Raw genomic sequence first — 20,934 nt, 5'->3', positions numbered from 1 at the left:
GGACAGCAGCGACCTGCCCACCCGTCACGCGGGACGGCGGTCAGGTCGCAGGCATCAGCGCGGGTGGCCCGCGGGTGGGCGTCACGCACAGGCCGTGGTGGATCGGCTGCGACCGCAGCGCCGTCACGCCGAGCGCCCGGCGCAGCACCGGCGCCGGCAGGCGCCCGGGCCGCGCCCACTGCAGGATCACCGTGACCGCGCGGCGCCGCAGCAGCCACACCGTGCCCGTCACGGCGGCCGCCACCAGGTGTGCGGCCAGCATCGACCAGGACAGTCCGAACACCGGTCCGGCGTCGCTGTGTCCGTGGTGCGGTTGCTGGCTCAGGGTGACCAGCCACGCGTGCCCGAGGACCTGGGAGGCCAGGAGCGCCGGCAGCGCGACCCGGAGGGTCACCCGCCTGCGCAGCACGGCCAGCCCGGCGACGTACACGACGGCGCCGAAGGCGGCCAGCCACCCGACCTCGGGCGCCTGCCCACCGGCCGCGAGGTGGGCCACCGTGAGCGCCACCACCGTCTCGACGCTGCTGAGCGCTGCCGGCAGCGCGACCCGCGAGCGCGGCACGCTGCGGACGGTCAACACGCTGTCATTGTGCCGGGCGAGGTGGAGAAGCGCTCGGCCCGGGTGCCGGGCTGCCTCCGCGCATGCCGCTGGCCCCACCAGGCGGTGGGGTGTGGGGCGGGGAAGTCAGCCGGGGCAGGGTGGGCCGGTCTGGACGGGCCAGGGTCGGGTGTCGTGGTCCGGTGGCGGTCCGTGCACGGTCTCGTCGACGTGGATGGGTGGGTCGAGGGTGCGGGTGCCGGTGTGGTCGACGAGGAAGTGCCGCCCGTTGGGGGTGATCCACAGGTAGGTGCCGGGTTGGACGATGACGTAGCGCCAGGTGGAGAACGTCTTCGCCCGATGATGCGCCCGGCAGGCGGGGACGAGGTTGCACGGACACGTCACCCCGCCCTGGCTGTGGGGGAGGGCGTGGTCGAGGTCGCAGCGACTGGCGCGGCGGCCACACCACGGGAACGCACAGTGGTGGTCGCGCAGCTCGACCTGGTTGCGGTGACGGTCGGGGATCTCGTAGGAGTCCACCGGGATGTGTCCGGCGAGGTCGATCACCGGACGCACGACCACCGTCGTCCCGGCCGCGGACAGCCACTCCTTGATCTGTGCGACGGTGATCGGGCGTTGCTGGTCCTCCCACCGCCCCACCGGCGCACCGCCCTCGCTGGTGATGGCGGTGTCCGAGACGTGCACGTTCAGCACGGCCCGCCGGCCAGGCGATGCGGTGGTGACCTCACCGGTGGACTCGTCGACGGTCTCCAGGTCGAGAGTCAGGTCGTTGCGGGCCAGGTCGCCGACCGCGACCGCCCGCCGCACATCGAGCGACCCGTCGTGCCCAAGCTTCCCCAGCAACACCGCGCGGCGGTTGACGGCGGTGTCGAGGTCGGCACCGTCGGCGGCGTCGAGGACCCCGTCGACCTGGACGACTCCGTCGGTGACGTGGTCGAGGTGGACGTCGAACCGCCGGGAGTCGGCGGTCTCCTCACGCCGCTGCTCGGCGGCCTCGGGGTCGTAGAGGGTGATGGCTTCGTCGATGTGGTGCTCGACCTCCCGCCAGGAGCAGGAGCGGATGTGCGGGGCGAGCTTGCGGTCGACGTGCGCAGCGGCTTCGGGGCTGAGGTCGTGGGTGAGGTCGGCGACCCGTTCGGCCTTCCACGGCGCACAGCGTCCGGCGAGGACGGCGGCGTAGATGTGCTTGAGTCGCCACGCGCACCCGATGACCCGGCCGACGTAGGCGCGGCCACCGTCGGGGGTGCGCTCGAGGGTGGCGATGAGCTCCATCAACGCGAACTCCGAGACCAGGGGTGCACCTGGGCCGGCGATCGGGATCCCGGTGTCGACATACCCCTCGGTCAGCGTCGCGGCGCCCTCCTCGCAGTCGACGATGTTCTGGTCGGCCCAGGCGGTGATCACCTGCCACTCCCGGATCAGCGAGGCGCGTCGGGCCCGGACCTCACTGGCCGCGTGGGCGAGCAGCTCGACGGTCGAGCAGCCGTCGTACTGCCCTCCCTCGTCGGTGCCGATCCGGTGTTCCATGACACCCATCCAAGCACCAGCCGCCGACACAACCCCGAGCTCGAAACCCGCCTGGGGACAGGCGATTCCCATCCGACGATGTGGACGGAAAGTGGCGTGAACCAGCCCCACCGCCCGACCATCCGGACCTACGGAACCCGCCCCGCCACCTACGCAACGGAGGCCGGCAACGCAACCCGACCCCAGCCCAAACCGGTCCGCCGTAGAAGCCCCTTACGGCCCGGCACCACCTACGAAACCGCAGCCCTCACGACACCAGCCACACCCGAGCCCGACAAGCGCTCAGCTCCGCACCAACACCCGCTTGGCCGGCGTGAGCCTCGAGGCAGGCGCGGAGAGCGTGCGGAGGTGGATGTTCTGCAGCAGGCCCACCGCGAGCATGGAGGCGAACATCGAGGAGCCGCCGTAGGAGACGAACGGCAGCGGGACCCCGGTGACCGGCATGATGCCGAGGCACATGCCGATGTTCTGGAACGCCTGGAAGCCGAACCAGCAGGCGATGCCGGCGGCGGCGATCCGGCCGAAGACGTCGTCGGTGCGGACGGCGATCCGCAGCGCGCGCCAGAGCACGATGCCGAGCAGCGCGACGACGAGCGCGGCGCCGACCAGGCCGAGCTCCTCGCCGGCGACCGTGAACACGAAGTCGGTGTGCTGCTCGGGCACGAAGCCGGACCGGGTCTGGGAGCCGTCGAACAGCCCCTGGCCGAACAGGCCGCCGTTCCCGACGGCGATCCGGGCCTGCTCGACGTTGTAGCCGGCACCGCGCGGATCGAGCTCCGGGTTGGCGAAGGCGAGGAACCGGTCGACCTGGTAGTCCTCGAGCATCCCGCTGACCACCGCGAACGCCGCGACCAGGAGGCCGCCCGCGCCGAGGCCGGCCAGCCACAGCCGGTGCGCGCCGGAGGCGGCGATCACGCCGAACACGGTTGCCGTGAGCACCAGCATGGTGCCGAGGTCGGGCTGGGCGAGGATCAGCGCGGCGGGCAGGCCGGCCACCAGCAGCATCAGTACGACGTCCATCGTGCCGACCCGGTCACGCCAGCGCCCCTCGGAGCGCTCCGCGACGACCAGCGCCATGCCGACCACCACCGCGAGCTTCGCCAGCTCCGACGGCTGCAGCGACATCCCGCCGAGCACCAGCCACGAGCGGGAGCCGTTGATCGTGGAACCCATGGTGAGCACGAGCACCAGGCCGCCGACCGCCAGGAGGTAGGCCAGGGGCGCGAGGATGCGCACCCACCGGTGGTCGGTCATCACCACCAGCGCCATCAGGCCGAGCCCGAGCACGACGTTGACGACCTGCTTGAACAGGTAGGCCCGCGGGTCGCCGCCGGTCAGGTCGTCGCGCTCGATGGTGGCCGACCACACGAGGAGGCAGCCCAGCACCGACAGCAGCACGACGGCCACGAGCAGCACCCGGTCGACGTCGGCCCAGCGCATCAGCGCGACGCGGCGTGACGCGACGGCCCGGCGCGGACGACCGGCCGCGGACGCGCGGGTGGCCTGGATGCGGTTGCTCATCGGCGCTCCTCCGGGTCGCGGGCCGGCGGAAGGATCGACCCGTCCTTGCCGAACATCGGGAGAGACTCCGGCGGCGTGGTGCCGGGGATGGCCGCCTTGCCGGGGCGGACCTGCTCGCCGTCGATGCCGTAGATCGCCTCCCAGATCGCGCGGATGCCGTCTCCGGTGGAGCCGGATCCCGTGCCGCCCTGGCTGATCATCATCACGACCACGTAGTCCTCGGTGTAGGACGCCACCCAGCCGGTGGACTGCTTGCCGTAGACCTCGGCGGAGCCCGTCTTCGCGCGGATCTGCACGTCGTCGAGGGGGAAGCCGCCCAGCTTCCACGCCATGGTGCCGGTCCGCGCGACGCCCTTGAGCGCCTCGTCGATGTAGTTGAGCACGCGCGGCGGTACGTCCAGCTTCCGCTGCCTCTTCGGCTCGATCTCGCGGATCACCTCGCCGTCGGGCGAGACCACCGCCTTGCCGATGCGGGGCTCCCACAGCACGCCGCCGTTGGAGATCGCGGCGTACGCCCGCGCGAGCTGGAGGGGGGTGACGATGGTGTCGCCCTGGCCGATCGCGAAGTTCACCGCGTCGCCGGCGCGGTAGGCGTAGCCCTCGATGCAGAACTCGCGCGCGAACTTGTAGACGAAGTCGCTGGTCTTCGCGTCCTGCGGCTTGCCCGCGATGCCGCAGTAGTAGTCCTTCTGAGAGTCGTAGTACTCGCGCTTCCACTTGCGGTCGGCGATCCGGCCGGAGGCCTCGCCGGGCAGGTCGATGCCGGTGCGCGCCCCGAAACCCCAGTCCTTCGCACCCTCGACGAGCGGGTCGCGGGCCTTGACGTCGTCGACGTCGGAGCCGTACTGCCGCCAGTAGTCGTAGCCGATCCGGTAGAAGAAGGTGTTGCAGGAGACCTCGAGCGCGCGGGCGAAGCCGATGATGCCGTGGGCGCCGGACTCGAAGTTCTTGAAGTCGCGGTTGCCGACGCGGAAGGCGGAGCCGCACGGGAGCGTGGTGTCGAGGGAGTAGCCGTTGGTCAGGGCCGCCGAGGTCATGAACGGCTTCCAGGTCGACCCGGGTGCGAACTGCCCCTGCGTCGCACGGCCGAGCAGCGGCGTACCGGCCGCCTCGGAGTAGAGCCGCTCGAGCTGCCGGTCGCTGATGCCGCCGACCCACAGCGAGGGGTCGTACGTCGGCTGGCTGGCCATCGCGATGATCCGGCCGGTCTTCGCCTCCATCACGATCGCGGCACCGGAGTCGGCCTCGAAGTTGCGGCCGGTCACCTTGTCGCGGGTCTGCCGGGCGACCGAGATCATCTCGGCCAGCTGGCGCTCGACGACGCCCTGGACCTTGGCGTCGAGCGAGGTGACCAGGGTGTCGCCGGGCTGGGCGGCGAGGCCGGACACGTCCTCGCGCACGCGGCCCTTGGAGTCGACCGCGACCTGCTGGTAGCCGGGCTGACCGCGCAGCCACTCGTCGTACTCCTTCTCGACGCCGGCGCGACCGACGACGGAGGCACCGTTGACCGAGCTGTCGCCCGACGCCTCGGCGGCCTCGAGCTCCTCCTTGGTGATCGGGCTGAGGTAGCCCAGCACGTGGGCCGCGTTGATCCCGTAGGGCTCGGGGTACTTGCGGACGCTCTGTCGGTCGACCACCACGCCGGGGAAGTCCTCGGGCTGCTCCAGGATCCGCAGCGCCGCCGCCTCGCCGACGTCGAGGGCCACCGGCACGGGCTGGTAGGGCGACCCGTTCCAGCACTCCCCCGCGACGGCGCCCTCGTCGCCGCAGAGGACCAGCTTGCGCTCGATCCGCCGCACCCGCATGTCGATCGCCTCGGCAGTGCGCCGCAGCACGATGCTGCGGTCCTCCTCGGACATCCTGCCGAGCAGGGTGCGGTCGAGGGAGACCACCCAGGTCAGCCGGTTGGTCACCAGCGGCCGGCCCATCGCGTCGACGATCAGCCCGCGCTGCGGCTGTACGACGATCTCGCGCACCGACTGCGACGCCGCCTGGCCCTGGTACTCCTCGCCGGAGACCACTTGCAGGTAGTAGAGCCGCGCCGCGAGCGTCGCGAGCAGCGAGAAGACGAGGGTCTGGATCACGATCAGCCGCAGGCGGCTGCGGTGCGATGCCGCGGTCGAGGCCATCAGGCCCGGACCCGCACGCGATCGGCGGCGCCGTCGGTCGCCGTACGTCGGAACAGCCACAGCGTCGCGGGGACGACGGCGGCGGCCGCGACGACGTCGAGCACCAGCGCGATCACCGCGACCGGCAGCAGGTCGCCGACGCCGACCGCTCCGTCACCCAGCAGCAGCCCGGTCATCGCGAACACCGACGTGCCGACGAAGGAGCCGCCCGCCGCCGCGGCCAGCGTGAGCAGGACCGGTGGGCGACGCACGGAGTCGCCCCGACCGACGTCGGCGCGGTTGTCGTGGACCAGGCGCCCGACGACGTAGCCGACGACCATGAGGGCGAGCGCCCAGCGCCCGGCCAGGTGGTCGGCGGGCGGGGCGACGTCGAGCACGAGCCCGGCGAAGAAGCCGGTCAGCGTGGCGAAGCGGGTGTCGGTGGCGATCGCGGTGGCCACCACGACGAGCAGCACCAGGTCGGGCACGACGCCCAGGCCTCCCACGCGCCAGGCGAAGTGCGGGAGCACGGTCACCTGCAGCAGGAGCGCGGCCACGACGGCGAGGACGACCGCGGCCAGCCGGCCGCCCGAGCCGGGCCTCACGGCAGGCTCCCGTCGGCCTCGATCACCCGGGCGTCGGTGCCGGACGGCACCACCACCCCGACCAGGTCCAGGGAGGTGAAGTCGACGAAGGGGTCGATGACGGCGCGGTAGGAGGTCTCGCGGAGCGACTCGTAGACCTTGCGCACCTCGCCGATCGGCACGCCGGCCACGTAGGGCGCCCCGCCCTCGCTGCCCCAGGTCACCACGGCCTGGCCGACCTTCGGCACGACGTTGCGGTCGGTGAGCTCGAGCTCGAGCCGCTCGTCGCGGCCCAGCGTGCCCTTGCCGTGGACGAAGCCCAGCTCGAGGTTGTCGCCGATCCGCCCGCCGACGGCGGACCCGGAGTCGACGACCAGCAGCACGGTGGCCGTGTGGTCGGTGACCGAGGAGATCCTGCCGACCAGCCCCTCGGCCGCGACGACGGTCATGTCGGGCCGCAGCCCGGCGTCGGACCCCGCGTCCAGCGTCACCGTGCTCGATCCCGACTGCGCCGGGCCGAAGGCGATCACCCGGGCGGGCAGGAGGGCGTAGCCGAGGTCGCCGGCCACCTCGCGGAGGCCGTCGAGCCGGGCGAGCCGCCGCTCGTCGTACCCCGCCTTGGCGAGGTCGCTGCGGAGGTCGGCGTTCTCGGCCTCCAGGGCGGCCACCTCGTCCCGCAGGGCGCCGTTGGTGCGCAGCACGTCCGGGACGCCCGCGACCGGGCGCACCACGGTCGAGACGCCTGCCTGGAGGGGGCCGATGGCCTCGCCCGCCACCTGCCGGACCGGCTCGAGCGGCGAGTCGTCGCCGCCGGCGCTGTCGACCACCATCAGCGTCGCGCACGCGAGGAGGAGCGCCACCACCAGCGAGCGCGACGGCCGCCCGGGGTCGTCGTCGGGGTCGCGCTGCGGGCCGGTACGGCGGAGGCCGGCCTGCGACGGCGGCCGGACGGGCCGGGTGTCGATCGCCATCAGAACCGCCGCGGGTTGGTGACCAGCACCTGCTGGAGGGCCTCGAACTCCTCGACGCAGCGACCTGCGCCCATCGCGACGGACACCAGCGGGTCGTCGGCGACGTGCACGGGCATCCCCGTCTCGTGGCGGATCCGCTCGTCGAGCCCGCGCAGCAGCGCGCCGCCGCCGGTGAGCACGATGCCGCGGTCCATGATGTCGCCGGACAGCTCGGGCGGAGTCTGGTCGAGGGTCACCCGGACGGCATCCACGATGGCGTGCAGCGGCTCCTCGAGGGCGTGGCGGACGTCGGCGCTGGTGACGTTCACCGTGCGCGGGAGGCCGGTCACCATGTCCCGACCGCGCACCTCGCCCTCCGGCTCGCCGGGCCGCGGGAACGCGGAGCCGAGGGTGATCTTGACGTCCTCGGCGGTGCGCTCTCCCAGCATCACGCCGTGCTCCTTCTTCATCCACGCGACGATCGCGGCGTCGAGGTCGTCACCGGCGGTGCGCACGGAGAGGGAGGTCACGATGCCGCCGAGGGAGATGACGGCGACCTCGGTCGTGCCCCCGCCGACGTCGACGATCATGTTGCCGGTCGCCTCGTGGACCGGGAGGCCGGCGCCGATCGCGGCGGCCATCGGCTCCTCGACGACGTAGACGCGGCGGGCACCGGCCTGGTAGCCGGCCTCCTTGACCGCGCGCTGCTCGACCGGCGTGATGGAGCTCGGCACGCAGATCACCATGCGGGGCTTGGCGAAGTAGCGGCGGCGGTGGACCCGGGCGATGAAGTGGCGCAGCATCTGCTCGGTCGCCTCGAAGTCGGCGATCACCCCGTCACGCAGCGGTCTGAGGGCGGTGATGTTGTCGGGCGTGCGGCCCAGCATCTGCTTGGCCTCGTGGCCGACCGCGATCACCTCGCCGGAGGAGTCGTTGAGGGCGACCACGCTGGGCTCGTCGAGGAGCACCCCGCGCCGGCGGACGTACACGAGCGTGTTGGCAGTGCCCAGGTCGACGGCCATGTCCCGGCCGATGATGGAGTTCGCCCTCACGCATGCCTCGCAAAGCGTCGCCGGACCGACCCGGGTCGGGCAGGTCCGCTCGTGCGCATTCGGGGAAGCCGGACCACTCCAGGGAATGCTCCGGGGCGACCACCGGGCGCACGGGTACGGCGGCCTCCGGTGGCGAGACTAGGTACGCCGGGCCGTCGGGCCGTGGAGCCACGCCGGGGCGGCGTGTCCCGGAAGCCCGCAGGGGCCGGTCACCCCAGGTTCGGGAACCAGAGCGCGATCTCGCGCTCGGCGGACTCCGGGGAGTCGGACCCGTGCACGAGGTTCTCCCGGTTCGACAGCGAGTGGTCGCCGCGGATGGTGCCGGGCGCGGCCTTGCGCCCGTCGGTGGCGCCGTTGATCCCGCGGACCACCTCGATCGCCTCGTCGCCCTCGAGCACCAGCGCGACCAGCGGGCCACTGGTCACGAAGTCACGCAGCGGCGGGTAGAAGTCGCGCTCGACGTGCTCGGCGTAGTGCGCGTCCGCCTGGGCGGCGTCGATGTGGCGCAGCTCCATGGCGGCGATAGTCAGGCCCTTGGCCTCGAAGCGCGAGAGCACGCTGCCGACGAGACCGCGGCGGACGGCGTCGGGCTTGATGAGGACGAGAGTGCGTTGGGTCACGGAGCCAAACTATCCGCCTTCCGGCCCGGCCCGGTGCACTACCTCCGCTGGAGGGAGCGGGCGATGACGTCGTTGGCCGACCGCTGGAACGCCGCGACGATCGCGTCGAGGGTCAGCCGGCGGAGCTTGGCCAGCGTGCTCTCGAGGTGCTCGGCCTTGTCCCGGGAGCCGTGCTGCTCGTGCCGCCACGGCTCGAGCACCTCGTCGTGGAGCACCTCGGTGAGCTCGTGCGCCAGGGCCGACATGTGCCGGGCGATGGCCTCCCCCGCGGCGCGCATGCCGCTGACGGGAATGTCGAGCTCGATCAGCGAGACGGCGACGTCGAACCCGTGGACCGGCGTGAACTGGACGGTGCCGCGCTCGTCCTCGCTGCGTCGGAGCATGCCGAGCTCCTCGATGAGGGCGACCTCCTCGTCGGTGAGCCGACGGCCGGCGTGCTGGTCGAGCTGGCGGCGGGTGAGGTCCTGCGGTCCGCCGACCGTCCACGACGTGAGCATCGCCCGCTGGACCGCGAGGTCCTCGATGCTGGCGTCGTTGGGAAGCGACGCGAGGTACTTCTCGATCGCCTGCAGCGTGAACCCGTGGCCCTGCAGCGCCCGGATCATCTCCAGCCGGGCGAGGTGGGTGTCGTCGTACCACGCCATCCGGCCGCGACGAGCCGGAGGCGGGAGCAGCCCGAGGCTGGCGTAGTAGCGGGTCGTGCGGACCGTGAGGCCGGCCGCCGAGGCCAGCTCGTCGACGGTCCGCAGCGCGCCGTCGTCCGCGGGGTCCTGAGGGGGCTCTACCCCGGCAACGGCGGTCATGACTGTCACAGTACGACTGTCACGCGCTTCCTGCAACGTGCCGTAACCAACCCAGTTCCTGCGTGTTGTCCCAGCGATCCACCGGCCTCCGATACCTGGGGTTGACGTGCGTCACACCGCGGTGGACAGTACGGGTGTGACAGTAGAACTGTCATTCATGACCCGTGGCCGGGCACGGCAGGACCCAGGAGGAGCCGAGATGGCGGCAACCAGCAGCGATCGCGTGCTGCCGGTCCTCCGTGGTCCGCTGGGCGAGCTGGTCGGCATGCTGGCCTTCACCCGCAAGGTCTTCGGCGCGGTGGTCGCCTCCGTCGCCGCACGCCGCTTCCCGGTGGCCGAGAGCGTGGTCCAGACCTGGTTCGCCATCCGGGTCTGCACCCTTCCGGCGCTCGCCGTCTCGGTGCCGTTCGGGATCATCCTCGCCCTGCAGGTGGGGGTGTTGGCCCAGGAAGTCGGCGCCGTGTCGTTCACCGGGGCGGGCAACACGCTGGCCGTGGTGCGCCAGGCCTCACCGCTGATCACCGCCCTGATGCTCTCCGGCGTCGCCGGCTCCGCCATCTGCGCCGACCTGGGCGCCCGCACCATCCGCGAGGAGATCGACGCGATGGAGGTGATGGGGCTGCCGGTCGTCGAGCGCCTCGTCGTGCCGCGGATGCTGGCCGTCGTCGTGGTCGCCGTGCTGCTCAACGGCGTGGTCATGTTCTTCACGATCATCACCACCCTGTCGGTGAGCGTGGTCATCCAGGACCTGCCGCCCGGCAGCTACCTCGCCTCCGTCACCACCCTCGCCCAGCTGTCCGACCTGTGGCTCTCGCTGGTCAAGGCGGCCGTGTTCGCCGTGATCTGCGCGGTCGTGTCGTCCTACAAGGGCCTGCGCGCGGCGAAGGGACCGACCGGCGTCGGCGAGGCCGTGACCAGTGCCGTGGTCACCAACTTCGTGCTCCTCTTCGCCGCCAACTTCGTCATCTCGCAGGTGCACAGCACCTTCGCCGGAGGGCCGATCGGATGAGCGCGACGAGGACACCCGGCCCGGTCGACGTCCTCGGCCAGGTCGACCGCGCCGTGGTCGGACCGCTGGCCGGCATCGGGCTGCAGCTGGTCATGGCCTGGCGCGCCGTCGCGGGCCTGCCCCTGGCAGTCACCCGCTACCGCGGCGAGGTGGCGAGGGTGCTCGCCGAGGTGACCCTCGGCTCGGGGATCTTCCTCGTCGGGGGCGGCGTGGTGGGCGTGGTCCTCCTCCTCTCCACACTGACCGGCACCGAGGTCGGCCTGGAGGGCTACCAGGGGCTCGACGTGATCGGCCTCGCGCCGCTCACCGGCTTCATCTCCGGCTACGCCAACACCCGCGAGCTGGCGCCGATGGTCGCCGCGCTCGGCTTCGCCGCCCGGATCGGCTGCGGCTTCACCTCGCGGATCGGCGCGATGCGGATCAGCGAGGAGATCGACGCGCTGGAGTCGATGGCGATCCGCCCCATCCCCTACCTGATCAGCACCCGGCTGGTCGCGGCGTGGATCGTGGTCATCCCGCTCTACCTGATCGGCCTGGTCGGCACCTACGTCGCCACCGACTTCATGGTCACCACGTTCTACGGCCAGTCCGCAGGCACCTACGACCACTACTTCCGCACGTTCGTGGCCCCCGTGGACGTCCTCTACTCGGCGGTCAAGGTCGTGGTTCTGACCACCGTGGTGACTCTGATCCACTGCTACCACGGCTTCACCGCCAGCGGCGGGCCGGAGGGCGTCGGCCGCGCCACGGGCCTCGCGATCCGCGCCAGCATCATCTCCCTGACCGTCGTCGACATCCTGCTGACGCTCCTGCTCTGGGGCGCCGACCAGCAGGTGCAGATCTCGGGGTGAGCGCGCGGTGAGCGAGTTCGTCTTTCCCCACACCCGGGTCGACCCCCGCGTCCTGCGCCTGCGCCTGGCCGCGGTCGGCCTCTCCGGCTTCCTGTTGCTCGGCCTGCTCGGCGGGCTGCTGGCGCTGCAGACCCTCGGTGTGCTGAGCGGCGACGTGCGGCTGACCGTCCGGCTCCCCACCGTCGGCGACACCCTCGGCATCAACTCCGACGTGAAGTACCACGGACTGCGCGTCGGCCGCGTCGTCTCGGTCGACCCCGGCGTGGGGGGCGTCGACGACACCGACAGGGACGGCCCGGGCGCGCGGCGCGTGCCCGAGGCGGAGGTCCTGGTCGCTGCCGAGCACGCGGAGCTGATCCCGGCCGGGGTGAGGGCGCGGGTGCTCCCCGGCACCCTGTTCGGCAACGAGTACGTCGACCTGGTGGCCGCCGGACGAGGCGAGCCGGCCACCGTGAAGCCGGTGGCCGGCACCGGCGCGGCCACCGAGCACCTCCGCGACGGTGACGTGGTGGAGGCGGACACCTCCCGCGCCACGCTGCGGCTGATGGACACCTTCTCCGCCACCCAGCGGCTGCTGTCGTCGATCGACCCTGCGCAGTGGGACCTCGCGCTGTCGGAGATGGCCTCCGCCCTCGACGGCCGCGGCGAGCGGATCGCCGAGATAATCGTCGACGGCGACGCCTTCCTCGGTCGCTGGGCCGACCTGCAGCCGCAGGTGCGCCGCGACCTCGAGCTCCTGGCTGACAACGCCGACCTGCTCGCCGACGTGGAGCCGCAGCTGGTCGGCGCCCTGCGCGACTCCCGTCCGCTCGCCCGGACCCTGGTGAAGCAGGAGGAGGGCACGACCGCTCTGCTGACCGGCGTGCCGCGGCTGCTCGACGGCGACGACGGCGTCACGGCCTTCCTCCGGGCGAACGGCGACGAGACCGCCCGCCTGCTGAACGCGACGGCGGCCAACCTCGAGGTCTTCGCCGAGCGCTCCCCCTCCTTCGCCCTCGTGCTGCGCAACGTGCCCGAGCTGCTCCGCAACGGCGCCGCGGCGGTGCGAAACGGTCGGATCCAGATGGAGGGCGTCCTGGGCCTCCAGCTCCTCGAGCCGTACGACGCCGAGGACTGCCCCCGCTACCGCGACCGGTCCGGGCCGTGTGCCGGTGGTCGCCGGTGAGCCGCCAGCTCAGCGAGCTCCGGCGGCACCGCGGCGCGGTGATCGGCGTCGTGCTGTTCACCGCGCTCGCGCTGACCCTGACCGCCACCGTGGCGGGCACTCTCTCGCGGGCCCAGCGCGGCGACGCGATCGAGCTGCACGCCGTCTTCAGTGACGCGACCGGCCTGCGCGCCGGTGACGACGTCCGGGTCGCGGGCGTCCGCGTCGGCCGGGTCAAGGAGGCCCGGCCCGGCACCGGCGACGAGCGTGGGCTGGCGGTGGTGACGATGACGGTCTCCGCAGAGCAGCCGCTCCACGAAGACGTCATCGCGTCGGTCGACTACCTCAACCTGATGGGCCAGCGCTACATCGACCTCTCCCGGCCCGACCGCGACGCGGAGGGCCCCCGGCTGACCGACGGCGCCACCATCCCCCTGGAGCGCACCCGTCCGGCACTCGACCTCACCGCGCTGTTCAACGCGTTCGAGCCGATCTTCGACCTCCTGCAGCCGACCGACCTCAACCAGCTGGCCACCAACATCGTGCAGGTGCTGCAGGGCCAGGGCGGCTCGATCCAGCACCTGCTGACCCAGACGGCCGAGCTGACCTCCGGCGTCGTCGACCGCGAGGACGCGCTCGCGCAGGTCGTCGACAACGTCAACCTGGTGCTGCGCACCACCGAGGCGCACCGCAGCGAGGTGGTCGACCTCGTCGACGGGCTCGACTCCCTGATGGAGGGCCTCGCCGACGACCGCGACCGGATCGCCACCAGTCTCGACTCGGTGGTGCGGCTGAGCCGGACCACGGCGGAGCTGGTCGACGCCACCGGTGACGACCTGGTCGACGTCACGGCTCTCACCGAGCCGCTGGCCGGCCACTTCGCCCGACGGCGAGAGCTGCTCGACGACACGATGGTGGCGGTGCCCCGTCAGCTGGACACCTACCTGCGGACCCTCGGCTACGGCAGCTACCTCAACGTCTACGTCTGCACGAACTTCGCGCAGATGAAGGGGTTCGATCCGAAGCTCGACCTGGGCGTGCTCGGCGACCGTCACTCGAGGAGGTGTCGCTGATGGGCACGATGGCCGAGGTGTGGCGGAGCCTCGCGTGGCCGCTGCGGGTGGTGGTCGGGATCCTCCTGCTCGGCCTGGTCGCGCTCGGCCTCAAGTCGCTCGACGGCGACCCGGTCTACCACGCCAGGCTGCGGCACGCCGCAGGGATCGAGGCGGGTGACGACGTACGCGTGGCCGGTCTCCGGGTGGGCCGGGTGACGGCGGTCGAGGCCGAGCGCGACGAGGTCGACGTGGCCTTCGTGCTGCACCGCGCTCCCGCCGACCTGGGCCTCTCCGCGGACAGCACCGTGGAGGTGAAGCTGCTCTCGATCCTCGGCGAGCGGTTCCTGTCCCTCAATCCCGGCGCGGGCGAGACGTTGGCGCGGGGCGCGACGATCCCGGTCGAGCGAGCCCTCGACACCTACACGATCGAGCGGTTCTGGCTCGAGAGCACGCCCCGGGTGGAGGCGCTCGACCTCGAGCGCATGCAGGAGGCCGTCGACGTCCTCGCCACCGACGCGGCGGTGTCCCCGCGGCAGCTGCGCGACGCACTGGACGGCATCGCCGGGGTCTCGAGCATCGTGCAGGCGCGGGAGGCACAGCTCGACGAGCTGCTGGCCTCCACGCGCGGCGTCACCCGGCTGGTCCTCGACCAGACCAGCAAGGTCGACCGGGTGCTGGCCAACGGCACGGCGGTGCTCGTCATGGTGCACCAGCGGCGGGAGGCCGTCCGAGCCCTGCTGCGCGACGCCAACCGCTTCGTCACCGGCCTCGCGACTCTCGTCCGGGAGGGCGCCCCTCACCTGCGCCCGGCGCTCCGTGACCTCGAGAAGGTGCTCGCGGTCGCGCGTCGGCAGGAGAGGTACCTCGACCGCACGTTCGAGCTCGCCGGCCCCACGATGCGGGTCTTCACCAACGCGACCGGCGACGGCCCGTGGCTGGGCGTCAACGCGCCGGCGGCGATCGTCCCCGACGACCTGATCTGCTCTCTCGCCCCGGAGGACTGCAAGTGAGCCGCCGCAACGTCCTCCTCCTGATCGCGGGCCTCGTGACGGCCGCCGTGGCGCTCTCCGGAGCCCGCCTCGCCGGATGGCTGGACGGCGAGGACGACGAGCTGATGACCGTCACCGCCGACTTCACGGACACGACCGGCGTCTACGTCGGCAACGACGTGACGTACCTCGGCGTGGAGGTCGGCGAGATCGTCGAGGTGCAGCCGCGCGGCACCACCATGCGCGTGGTCATGCGCCTCGAGCGCGGCACGGAGCTCCCCCGCGACGCGGGCGCCGAGATCCTGCAGGGCTCGCTGGTCACCGACCGCTTCATCGAGCTCGGTCCCGCCTACACCGGCGGGCCGCGGCTCGCCGACGGTGCGCACATCGACCAGTCCCACACCCGCGCGCCGGCGACGATCGACGAGGTGGCGACGGCCATCGACGAGCTCGTCCTGGCACTCGACGCCGGGCTCGGCGACGACGCCGGCGGGAGGAACCTCGGCGACCTGCTCGCCACGACCGCCGACACGCTTGCCGGCAACGGCCCGCACCTGCGTCGAGCGCTCACCGAGAGCCGGCAGGCCCTGGCGGTGATCAACGCCAAGGACGCGGACCTCGCGGCGGTCACCGACAACCTCGTCGAGCTCGTCGAGGTGTTGGCCGACCGCGACCGGACCATCCGGACGTTCACCCGCACCGCCGCGGAGACCAGCACGGTGCTGGCCGACCAGCGTGACGAGCTGGTGTCCATGCTCGACAGCCTCGATGACCTGACCCGGCGGGCCGACCGCTTCCTCCGGCGCAACGGCGACGTGCTGCAGGCCGACCTCGCCGGCGTGGCCGATGTCGTCCGACTCGTGCGCAGGCACCAGGCGTCGCTCGAGGAGGCCTTCGACGTCATGCCGACCATGGCCGAGAACTTCGCCCGCGCCTACGACTGGGACCTCGGCCGGCTCCGGGTGCAGTTCTCCTTCGCGGCCGGCCCGTTCTCCGCAGCGTTCCGGGCGCACGCCTGCCGCGTCTTCGGCGAGGCCCTCACCGGCAACCTCGGCAAGCAGCTGTGCGCCGCGCTGTTCACACCGCAGGGCACCGGGCTGCTCGACGGGATCCTGGACGGCGTCTTCGACGCGGTCCCGGGAGGCATCCCGTGACGGCGACCGTCCGTCGCCTGGCCGCGGCGACCAGCATGGTGATCACAGCCGGAGCGGCGGCCGCCGGCTGCGGGCTCCAGCTCGAGGACGTGCCGATGCCCGGCCTGGTGAGCGGGCCGACGTACGCGATCGTCATCGAGTTCGACGACGCCCTCAACCTGCCGGTCGACGCGCCGGTGAAGCTGGAGGGCGCGACCGTCGGCCAGGTCACCGCGGTGGAGCCCGGCAACTACCTGGCCGAGGTCGAGGTCGCGGTGTCGGAGTCCGTCCGGCTGCGGAGCAGCTCGCGGGCCGAGATCCGGCTCACCTCCCCGATGGGATCCTCCTTCGTGCAGCTGCTCCCGGGGCGGAAGGGACCGGTCCTGCAGGAGGGCGCCACCCTGCCGGTGGCGGCCACGACGACCGCACCGGACGTGACCGACCTGCTCACCGCCCTGTCCACCGTGGTGACGGGTGGCGCGTTCGCGGACATCTCCACGATCGTCGACCAGCTCAACGTCGCCCTGACCGGCAACGCCGGCAGCGTGCGGCGGCTGCTGCGCCGGCTCGACCGGGTGGTCACCGACCTCAACGCCGACTTCCCGACCGTCGACCGCCTCACGGGCGCCCTGACCCGTCTCACCGACCAGCTGGTCGACGACCTCCCGCTGGTCACCGACTCCCTCACCGACCTGACGGACCTGGTGGTCTCGCTGGACGCCCAGCGCCAGGAGCTGGTCGCCGCGATGGAGTCGTTGAGCCGCTTCGACGCGGTCGCCACGCCGGTGGTGGGGGCGGTGCAGGACGACCTGGTCGCCCAGCTGAAGGACCTGAAGCCGGTCGTGCGCACGCTGCTCGACAACCGCAGGAGCCTCGACGGCGTGATGGCCGGCCTGGTCGCCTTCGCCAGTGGGAGCGACGAGGCCGCGCCCGGCGACTACGCGAACTTCGACCTGACCTTCCTGATGGACCTCCAGGCGCTGTTGAAGGTCGAGTACGGCGACCTGCCCACGGTGGACCCGCAGGTCCCGGACCCCCGCAGAGCCGAGGCGTCCCGGTGACCGGCGCGCAGCACCTCGCGGCGCAGCAGGCGGAGCGCGCCACGGCGCAGCGCGCCGCCTCCGGCGCCCGGCTGTGGCGGCGGCGGATCCGGACCGCCCAGGCCCTGATCCTGGTGATCCTGGTCGGGGGGGTCGTCTACGTCGCCGACACCGTGGTCGGCGGCTCGCTCTTCCGCGACCCCTACCGGGTGACCGTCGAGCTGCCGCAGGCGGCCGGTCTCCACGAGGGGTCCGTCGTGAACTACCGCGGCCAGCGGATCGGGGAGGTCGTCGACGTGCGGCTCAGCGACCGGCCGGGAGTCGCGGCGGTGGCCGAGCTCGAGATCGAGTCGCACGTCGACATCCCCCGCGACAGCGCGATGCAGGTGCGCAACCTGTCGGCGGTCGGCGAGCAGTACCTCGACGTACGGCCGCGCACGGACGAGGGGCCCTTCCTGACCGACGGTGCGACGGTGCCGGTCGACGAGACGACGGTCCCGCTCGGGGTGCCGGAGGTGCTGGCCCACGCCCAGGAGCTGATGCGGCACATCGACGTCGCGGACATCCGGACGATCGCGACGGAGACGGAGGCCATCTTCGGAGACGGCGCGGAGAACGTCCAGCTCCGCGCCCTGGCCATCGAGCTGGAGACGGCCTTCGCGATGCTCCGCCGGCTCGAGCCGGATCTCACCCGGCTGGCCCGGACGGCGCAGGCGCCCCTGCAGACGATGCAGGACCTCTCCCCCGAGGTGCGCCGGCTGAGCGGTGACCTTGCGGCGATCGCCGAGGCCCTCGCCGAGGCCACCCCGGACATCCGCGCGACCGTGGTCACCTCGCTCGACCTGCTTCCCCGCCTCGACCGGTTCTGGAGGGAGGCGTCCCCGGAGCTGCGGCGGCTCCTGCGCGACGGTGTGCCGCTCACCGAGATGGCCGCCCGCCACCTGCGCGGCCTGCACCACTGGCTGGACTGGGCACCCCTGCAGGCGAAGGTGATGGCCGGCAGCACCCGCGACGGCAGCGGTCGCGTGCTGCTCGTCCCGCGCATCCTCAAGAACTGCGTCTACGACCGCAGCCACCAGCGCGACGTCTCGCAGCTGGAGCGGCGCAAACCCCGCACCGACGTGCGGTGCACCGACCCGCCCCCGGGGACGCAGGGCCGCGGCTCCGCGAACGTCCCCCGTCAGTAACCCCACCCGAGAGGAAACCGATGACCGACAACCTGGCCGACACCCTCGCCGTCCGCGCCGAGATCGAGCAGGAGATCGCCGGCCTGACCGTGCCGATCGCCTTCGCCCGCACCGTGGCGGAGCAGGCGGACCGGCCGGCGTACTCCGACAAGGTCGGGATCGACCTCTCGGGCGGCTACGCACCCGGCTGGCGCACGGTGACCTGGCGGGAGCTGCGGGAGCAGGCGCTCGACGTCGCCGGCGCGCTGCTCGAGGCCGGCGTCAACGGCGGTGACCGCGTCGCGTTCATGGCCGGGAACCGGATCGAGCACATCGTCGCCGACATCGGCGCGACCCATGCCGCAGCCGTCACCATGTCGGTCTACAACACCCTGTCGCCGGAGCAGGTCGCCTACGTCGCGGGCCACTCGGAGCCGACCGTCGTGGTGCTGGAGAGCGCCGATCACCTGGCCCGCTGGGAGCGGGCGCTGGCGGAGACGGCGTCGATCCGCAAGGTCGTCCTCATCGACGCGGAGGCTCCCGCCGGCGACGACCGGTTCGTCGCGTGGACCGACTTCCTAACCGCCGGCAGCACCTGGCGCTCGACGCACGCAGCGGAACTGGAGGCGCGCACGGCAGGGATCCGGCCGGAGGACCCGCTGACGATCCTCTACACCTCGGGCACCACGGGCAACCCGAAGGGTGTGGTGCTCACCCACCACGGCGTCCTCTACGAGTGCATCTGCTCGTTGCGGGTCGCCGCCCCCTCCCAGCAGAACGACTTCATCTCCTACCTGCCGTTCGCACACATCGCCGAGCGGACGCTGGGGCTCTACATCCCGCAGATGCACGGCGCCCACATCCACCTGGTCGCCGACCCGGCACTGCTGCTCGGCGCGCTCGGCGAGGTGCGTCCCACCCGCTTCTTCGGCGTGCCGCGCGTGTGGGAGAAGATCAAGACCGGTGTCTCCGCCAAGCTCGCCGCCGAGACCGACCCGGAGAAGCGGGCGCAGGTCGAGCAGGCGCTCGCGGTCGGCCTGGAGTACGTCGAGGCCCAGCAGTACGGCGGCACCCCCTCCCCCGAGCTCGAGGCGCGGTTCAAGGCCGTCGACGAGGGGCTGCTGGCCTTCCTCCGGGCGCTGCTCGGGCTCGACCGCTGCGAGTGGGCCGCCTCCGCCGCGGCCCCCATGCCGTTGGAGGTCGCGAGGTTCTTCGCGGGTCTCGGCATGCGCATCTACGACGTCTACGGCATGACCGAGACCTGCGCCGCCGTCACCGCCTGCGGGCCCGAGCAGTTCCGGCTCGGCACCGTGGGCCGCGCCCTCCCCGGCATCGAGGTGCGGCTGGCCGACGACGGCGAGATCCTCGCGCGCGGTCCGGTGGCCTCCCAGGGCTACTACAGGCAGGAGGACGCCACCCGGCAGCTCATCGACGACGACGGCTGGGTGCACACCGGCGACATCGGCGAGATGGACCAGGACGGCTTCCTCAAGGTGGTCGACCGGAAGAAGGAGATGATCATCACCTCCTCCGGCAAGAACATCGCACCGTCCAACATCGAGAACTACCTGAAGGAGAGCCCGATCGTCGGGCACGCCCTGGTGTTCGGGGAGGGCCGGCCCTACGTCGTGGCGGTGCTGACCCTCGACGCCGAGATCGCGCCGGTCGTGGCCCAGCAGCTCGGCGTCGAGTACGGCGGCGACCTGGCCGAGCTCGCCCAGCATCCCGCGATCCTCCAGCTGGCGCAGCAGGCGGTCGACGCCGCCAACGAGCGGCTCTCCCGGCCCGAGCAGGTCAAGGCCTGGGAGCTGCTGCCGGTCGAGTGGACCGCCGAGTCCGAGGAGCTGACGCCCACGCTGAAGCTCAAGCGCCGTGTCGTCCACACCAAGTACGCCGATGTCCTCGAGCGTCTCTACTCCTGACCGCGAGCGGGCGGGTGGCCTGCCCGCCCGCCCGCTCGGGCCGGGAGGCGTCGTCTGGTACTCCGCCGGCGACCAGCGGCAGCTCGCGCTCGCCGTACGGCTGCTCCTGCACCAGGTGGCCCACCCGATGGTCGGTGCCGGGGTCGAGCAGCAGTCGGTCTACAAGACCGATCCCTACGGCCGGCTCTGGCGGACCACGATCTCGGTCGTCAAGAGCGTGTACGGCGGCGCGGCGTCCGCCGAGGAGGGCTACCGGCTGCTGCGGATGCACGCCCAGATCAAGGGCGTGGACGCGCAGGGCCGGGCCTACCGCGCGCTCGACAAGCAGGCCTACGCCTGGGTGCACTGGACCGCCTACGAGAGCAGCCGGCTGTTCCTGCGCGACTTCGGCCCGGGACTGACCGACGACCAGGACGAGCAGCTGTTCCAGGAGTGGCGCCGGCTCGGCCTGCTCATCGGGGTGCGACCCGACCAGCTGCCCGAGACCCGGGAGCAGTTCTGGATCGGCTGGCAGGAGATGCTCCCGCGGCTGGAGAACAACCCCGTCGTGCAGGACCTGTTGTGGATGGCGCCCCGGGCACCGCGGCTCCTGCCGGTCGGGCACCGCCTGGCCGACCGGCTGCTCGCCCTGGCGGCCGCACCGCTGCTGCGGGCCCAGCGCGACGTGATCGCGGTGACCGTCGACCCTGACCTGCGCGCCCGGATCGGGCTTCCCCCGCCGTCCCCGCGAGCCCACCGCACGGTCCGCCGGGTGCAGCGGCTCTCCCGGCTCGGCAACCGGCTGCCCGAGCCGGTGCGGTTCAGCCTGCTCGCCTACCTACGGGCCCGCCGCACCCGTCGCGGCGGCGCCACCTCGCCCGAGCCCGTCCGCTATCCCTGACCGCCCCCTGATCGATCGCCT

Annotated in this window: 19 protein-coding genes; 10 read left to right on the top strand and 9 right to left on the bottom strand. The window is 72.4% G+C overall.

Translation table 11 applies throughout. The annotated features are described in order from the left end of the window. Positions 1-40 precede the first annotated feature (40 nt). From ACPOLA_RS07625 to ACPOLA_RS07585, 9 genes are all read right to left on the bottom strand, one after another. The gene (locus ACPOLA_RS07625; RefSeq protein WP_435769808.1) at positions 41-580 is read right to left on the bottom strand and encodes a hypothetical protein; all 540 of its coding nucleotides are present in this window, start codon (positions 578-580) and stop codon (positions 41-43) included. 105 nt (positions 581-685) lie between these two features. Beyond that, on the bottom strand, positions 686-2,086 hold the full coding sequence (locus ACPOLA_RS07620; protein ID WP_435769807.1) for an HNH endonuclease: 1,401 nt from the start codon (positions 2,084-2,086) through the stop codon (positions 686-688). Positions 2,087-2,368: 282 nt separating this feature from the next. Further along, positions 2,369-3,607, bottom strand: coding sequence for a rod shape-determining protein RodA (gene rodA, locus ACPOLA_RS07615; protein WP_435769806.1), 1,239 nt, complete (start codon positions 3,605-3,607; stop codon positions 2,369-2,371). After that, complete coding sequence (mrdA, locus tag ACPOLA_RS07610) at positions 3,604-5,736, bottom strand: penicillin-binding protein 2 (RefSeq protein ID WP_435769805.1); 2,133 nt, start codon at positions 5,734-5,736, stop codon at positions 3,604-3,606. The genes rodA and mrdA overlap by 4 nt, the downstream gene beginning before the upstream one ends. Then, a complete protein-coding gene (gene mreD, locus ACPOLA_RS07605; protein WP_435769804.1) occupies positions 5,736-6,320 on the bottom strand; it encodes a rod shape-determining protein MreD in 585 nt (194 codons plus the stop codon). The genes mrdA and mreD overlap by 1 nt, the downstream gene beginning before the upstream one ends. Further along, entirely contained in the window at positions 6,317-7,270 is a 954-nt protein-coding gene (gene mreC / locus ACPOLA_RS07600; RefSeq protein WP_435769803.1) for a rod shape-determining protein MreC, read from the bottom strand. Before mreC ends, mreD begins: the two co-directional genes overlap by 4 nt. Further along, complete coding sequence (locus tag ACPOLA_RS07595; RefSeq protein WP_435769802.1) at positions 7,270-8,301, bottom strand: rod shape-determining protein; 1,032 nt, start codon at positions 8,299-8,301, stop codon at positions 7,270-7,272. The genes mreC and ACPOLA_RS07595 overlap by 1 nt, the downstream gene beginning before the upstream one ends. 209 nt (positions 8,302-8,510) lie before the next feature. Then, positions 8,511-8,921, bottom strand: coding sequence for a nucleoside-diphosphate kinase (gene ndk, locus ACPOLA_RS07590; protein ID WP_435769801.1), 411 nt, complete (start codon positions 8,919-8,921; stop codon positions 8,511-8,513). Between the two features lie 38 nt (positions 8,922-8,959). Then, positions 8,960-9,724, bottom strand: coding sequence for a MerR family transcriptional regulator (locus ACPOLA_RS07585; protein WP_435769800.1), 765 nt, complete (start codon positions 9,722-9,724; stop codon positions 8,960-8,962). A 199-nt stretch (positions 9,725-9,923) separates the two neighbouring features. Between ACPOLA_RS07585 and ACPOLA_RS07580 the strand changes: the two genes are divergently transcribed. From ACPOLA_RS07580 to ACPOLA_RS07535, 10 genes are read left to right on the top strand one after another with little or no spacing between them, the layout of a single operon-like run. Next, a complete protein-coding gene (locus ACPOLA_RS07580) occupies positions 9,924-10,733 on the top strand; it encodes an MlaE family ABC transporter permease (RefSeq protein ID WP_435769799.1) in 810 nt (269 codons plus the stop codon). Beyond that, positions 10,730-11,584 carry an MlaE family ABC transporter permease gene (locus ACPOLA_RS07575; RefSeq protein WP_435769798.1) on the top strand — a complete coding sequence of 285 codons (855 nt, stop codon included), beginning with the start codon at positions 10,730-10,732 and terminating at the stop codon, positions 11,582-11,584. The genes ACPOLA_RS07580 and ACPOLA_RS07575 overlap by 4 nt, the downstream gene beginning before the upstream one ends. A gap of 7 nt (positions 11,585-11,591) precedes the next feature. After that, entirely contained in the window at positions 11,592-12,749 is a 1,158-nt protein-coding gene (locus tag ACPOLA_RS07570; RefSeq protein WP_435769797.1) for an MCE family protein, read from the top strand. Next, complete coding sequence (locus tag ACPOLA_RS07565; protein WP_435769796.1) at positions 12,746-13,801, top strand: MCE family protein; 1,056 nt, start codon at positions 12,746-12,748, stop codon at positions 13,799-13,801. The genes ACPOLA_RS07570 and ACPOLA_RS07565 overlap by 4 nt, the downstream gene beginning before the upstream one ends. Then, positions 13,801-14,793 carry an MCE family protein gene (locus ACPOLA_RS07560; RefSeq protein WP_435769795.1) on the top strand — a complete coding sequence of 331 codons (993 nt, stop codon included), beginning with the start codon at positions 13,801-13,803 and terminating at the stop codon, positions 14,791-14,793. Before ACPOLA_RS07565 ends, ACPOLA_RS07560 begins: the two co-directional genes overlap by 1 nt. Continuing rightward, the gene (locus ACPOLA_RS07555) at positions 14,790-15,926 is read left to right on the top strand and encodes an MCE family protein (protein WP_435769794.1); all 1,137 of its coding nucleotides are present in this window, start codon (positions 14,790-14,792) and stop codon (positions 15,924-15,926) included. Before ACPOLA_RS07560 ends, ACPOLA_RS07555 begins: the two co-directional genes overlap by 4 nt. Further along, positions 15,923-16,966: an MCE family protein gene (locus ACPOLA_RS07550; RefSeq protein WP_435769793.1), complete on the top strand. Its 1,044-nt coding sequence runs from the start codon at positions 15,923-15,925 to the stop codon at positions 16,964-16,966. Before ACPOLA_RS07555 ends, ACPOLA_RS07550 begins: the two co-directional genes overlap by 4 nt. Next, positions 16,963-18,132, top strand: coding sequence for an MlaD family protein (locus ACPOLA_RS07545; RefSeq protein ID WP_435769792.1), 1,170 nt, complete (start codon positions 16,963-16,965; stop codon positions 18,130-18,132). The genes ACPOLA_RS07550 and ACPOLA_RS07545 overlap by 4 nt, the downstream gene beginning before the upstream one ends. 20 nt (positions 18,133-18,152) lie before the next feature. Then, a complete protein-coding gene (locus ACPOLA_RS07540) occupies positions 18,153-20,033 on the top strand; it encodes an AMP-dependent synthetase/ligase (RefSeq protein WP_435769791.1) in 1,881 nt (626 codons plus the stop codon). Then, entirely contained in the window at positions 20,008-20,913 is a 906-nt protein-coding gene (locus tag ACPOLA_RS07535; protein WP_435769790.1) for an oxygenase MpaB family protein, read from the top strand. The genes ACPOLA_RS07540 and ACPOLA_RS07535 overlap by 26 nt, the downstream gene beginning before the upstream one ends. The last annotated feature ends 21 nt before the right edge of the window (positions 20,914-20,934 follow it).

The organism is Nocardioides proteolyticus (assembly GCF_051280635.3).
In the GTDB taxonomy this organism is placed as follows: Bacteria; Actinomycetota; Actinomycetes; order Propionibacteriales; family Nocardioidaceae; genus Nocardioides.
The sequence above is the reverse complement of the archived record's forward strand: the minus strand, read 5'-3'. Positions and strand labels throughout refer to the sequence as shown.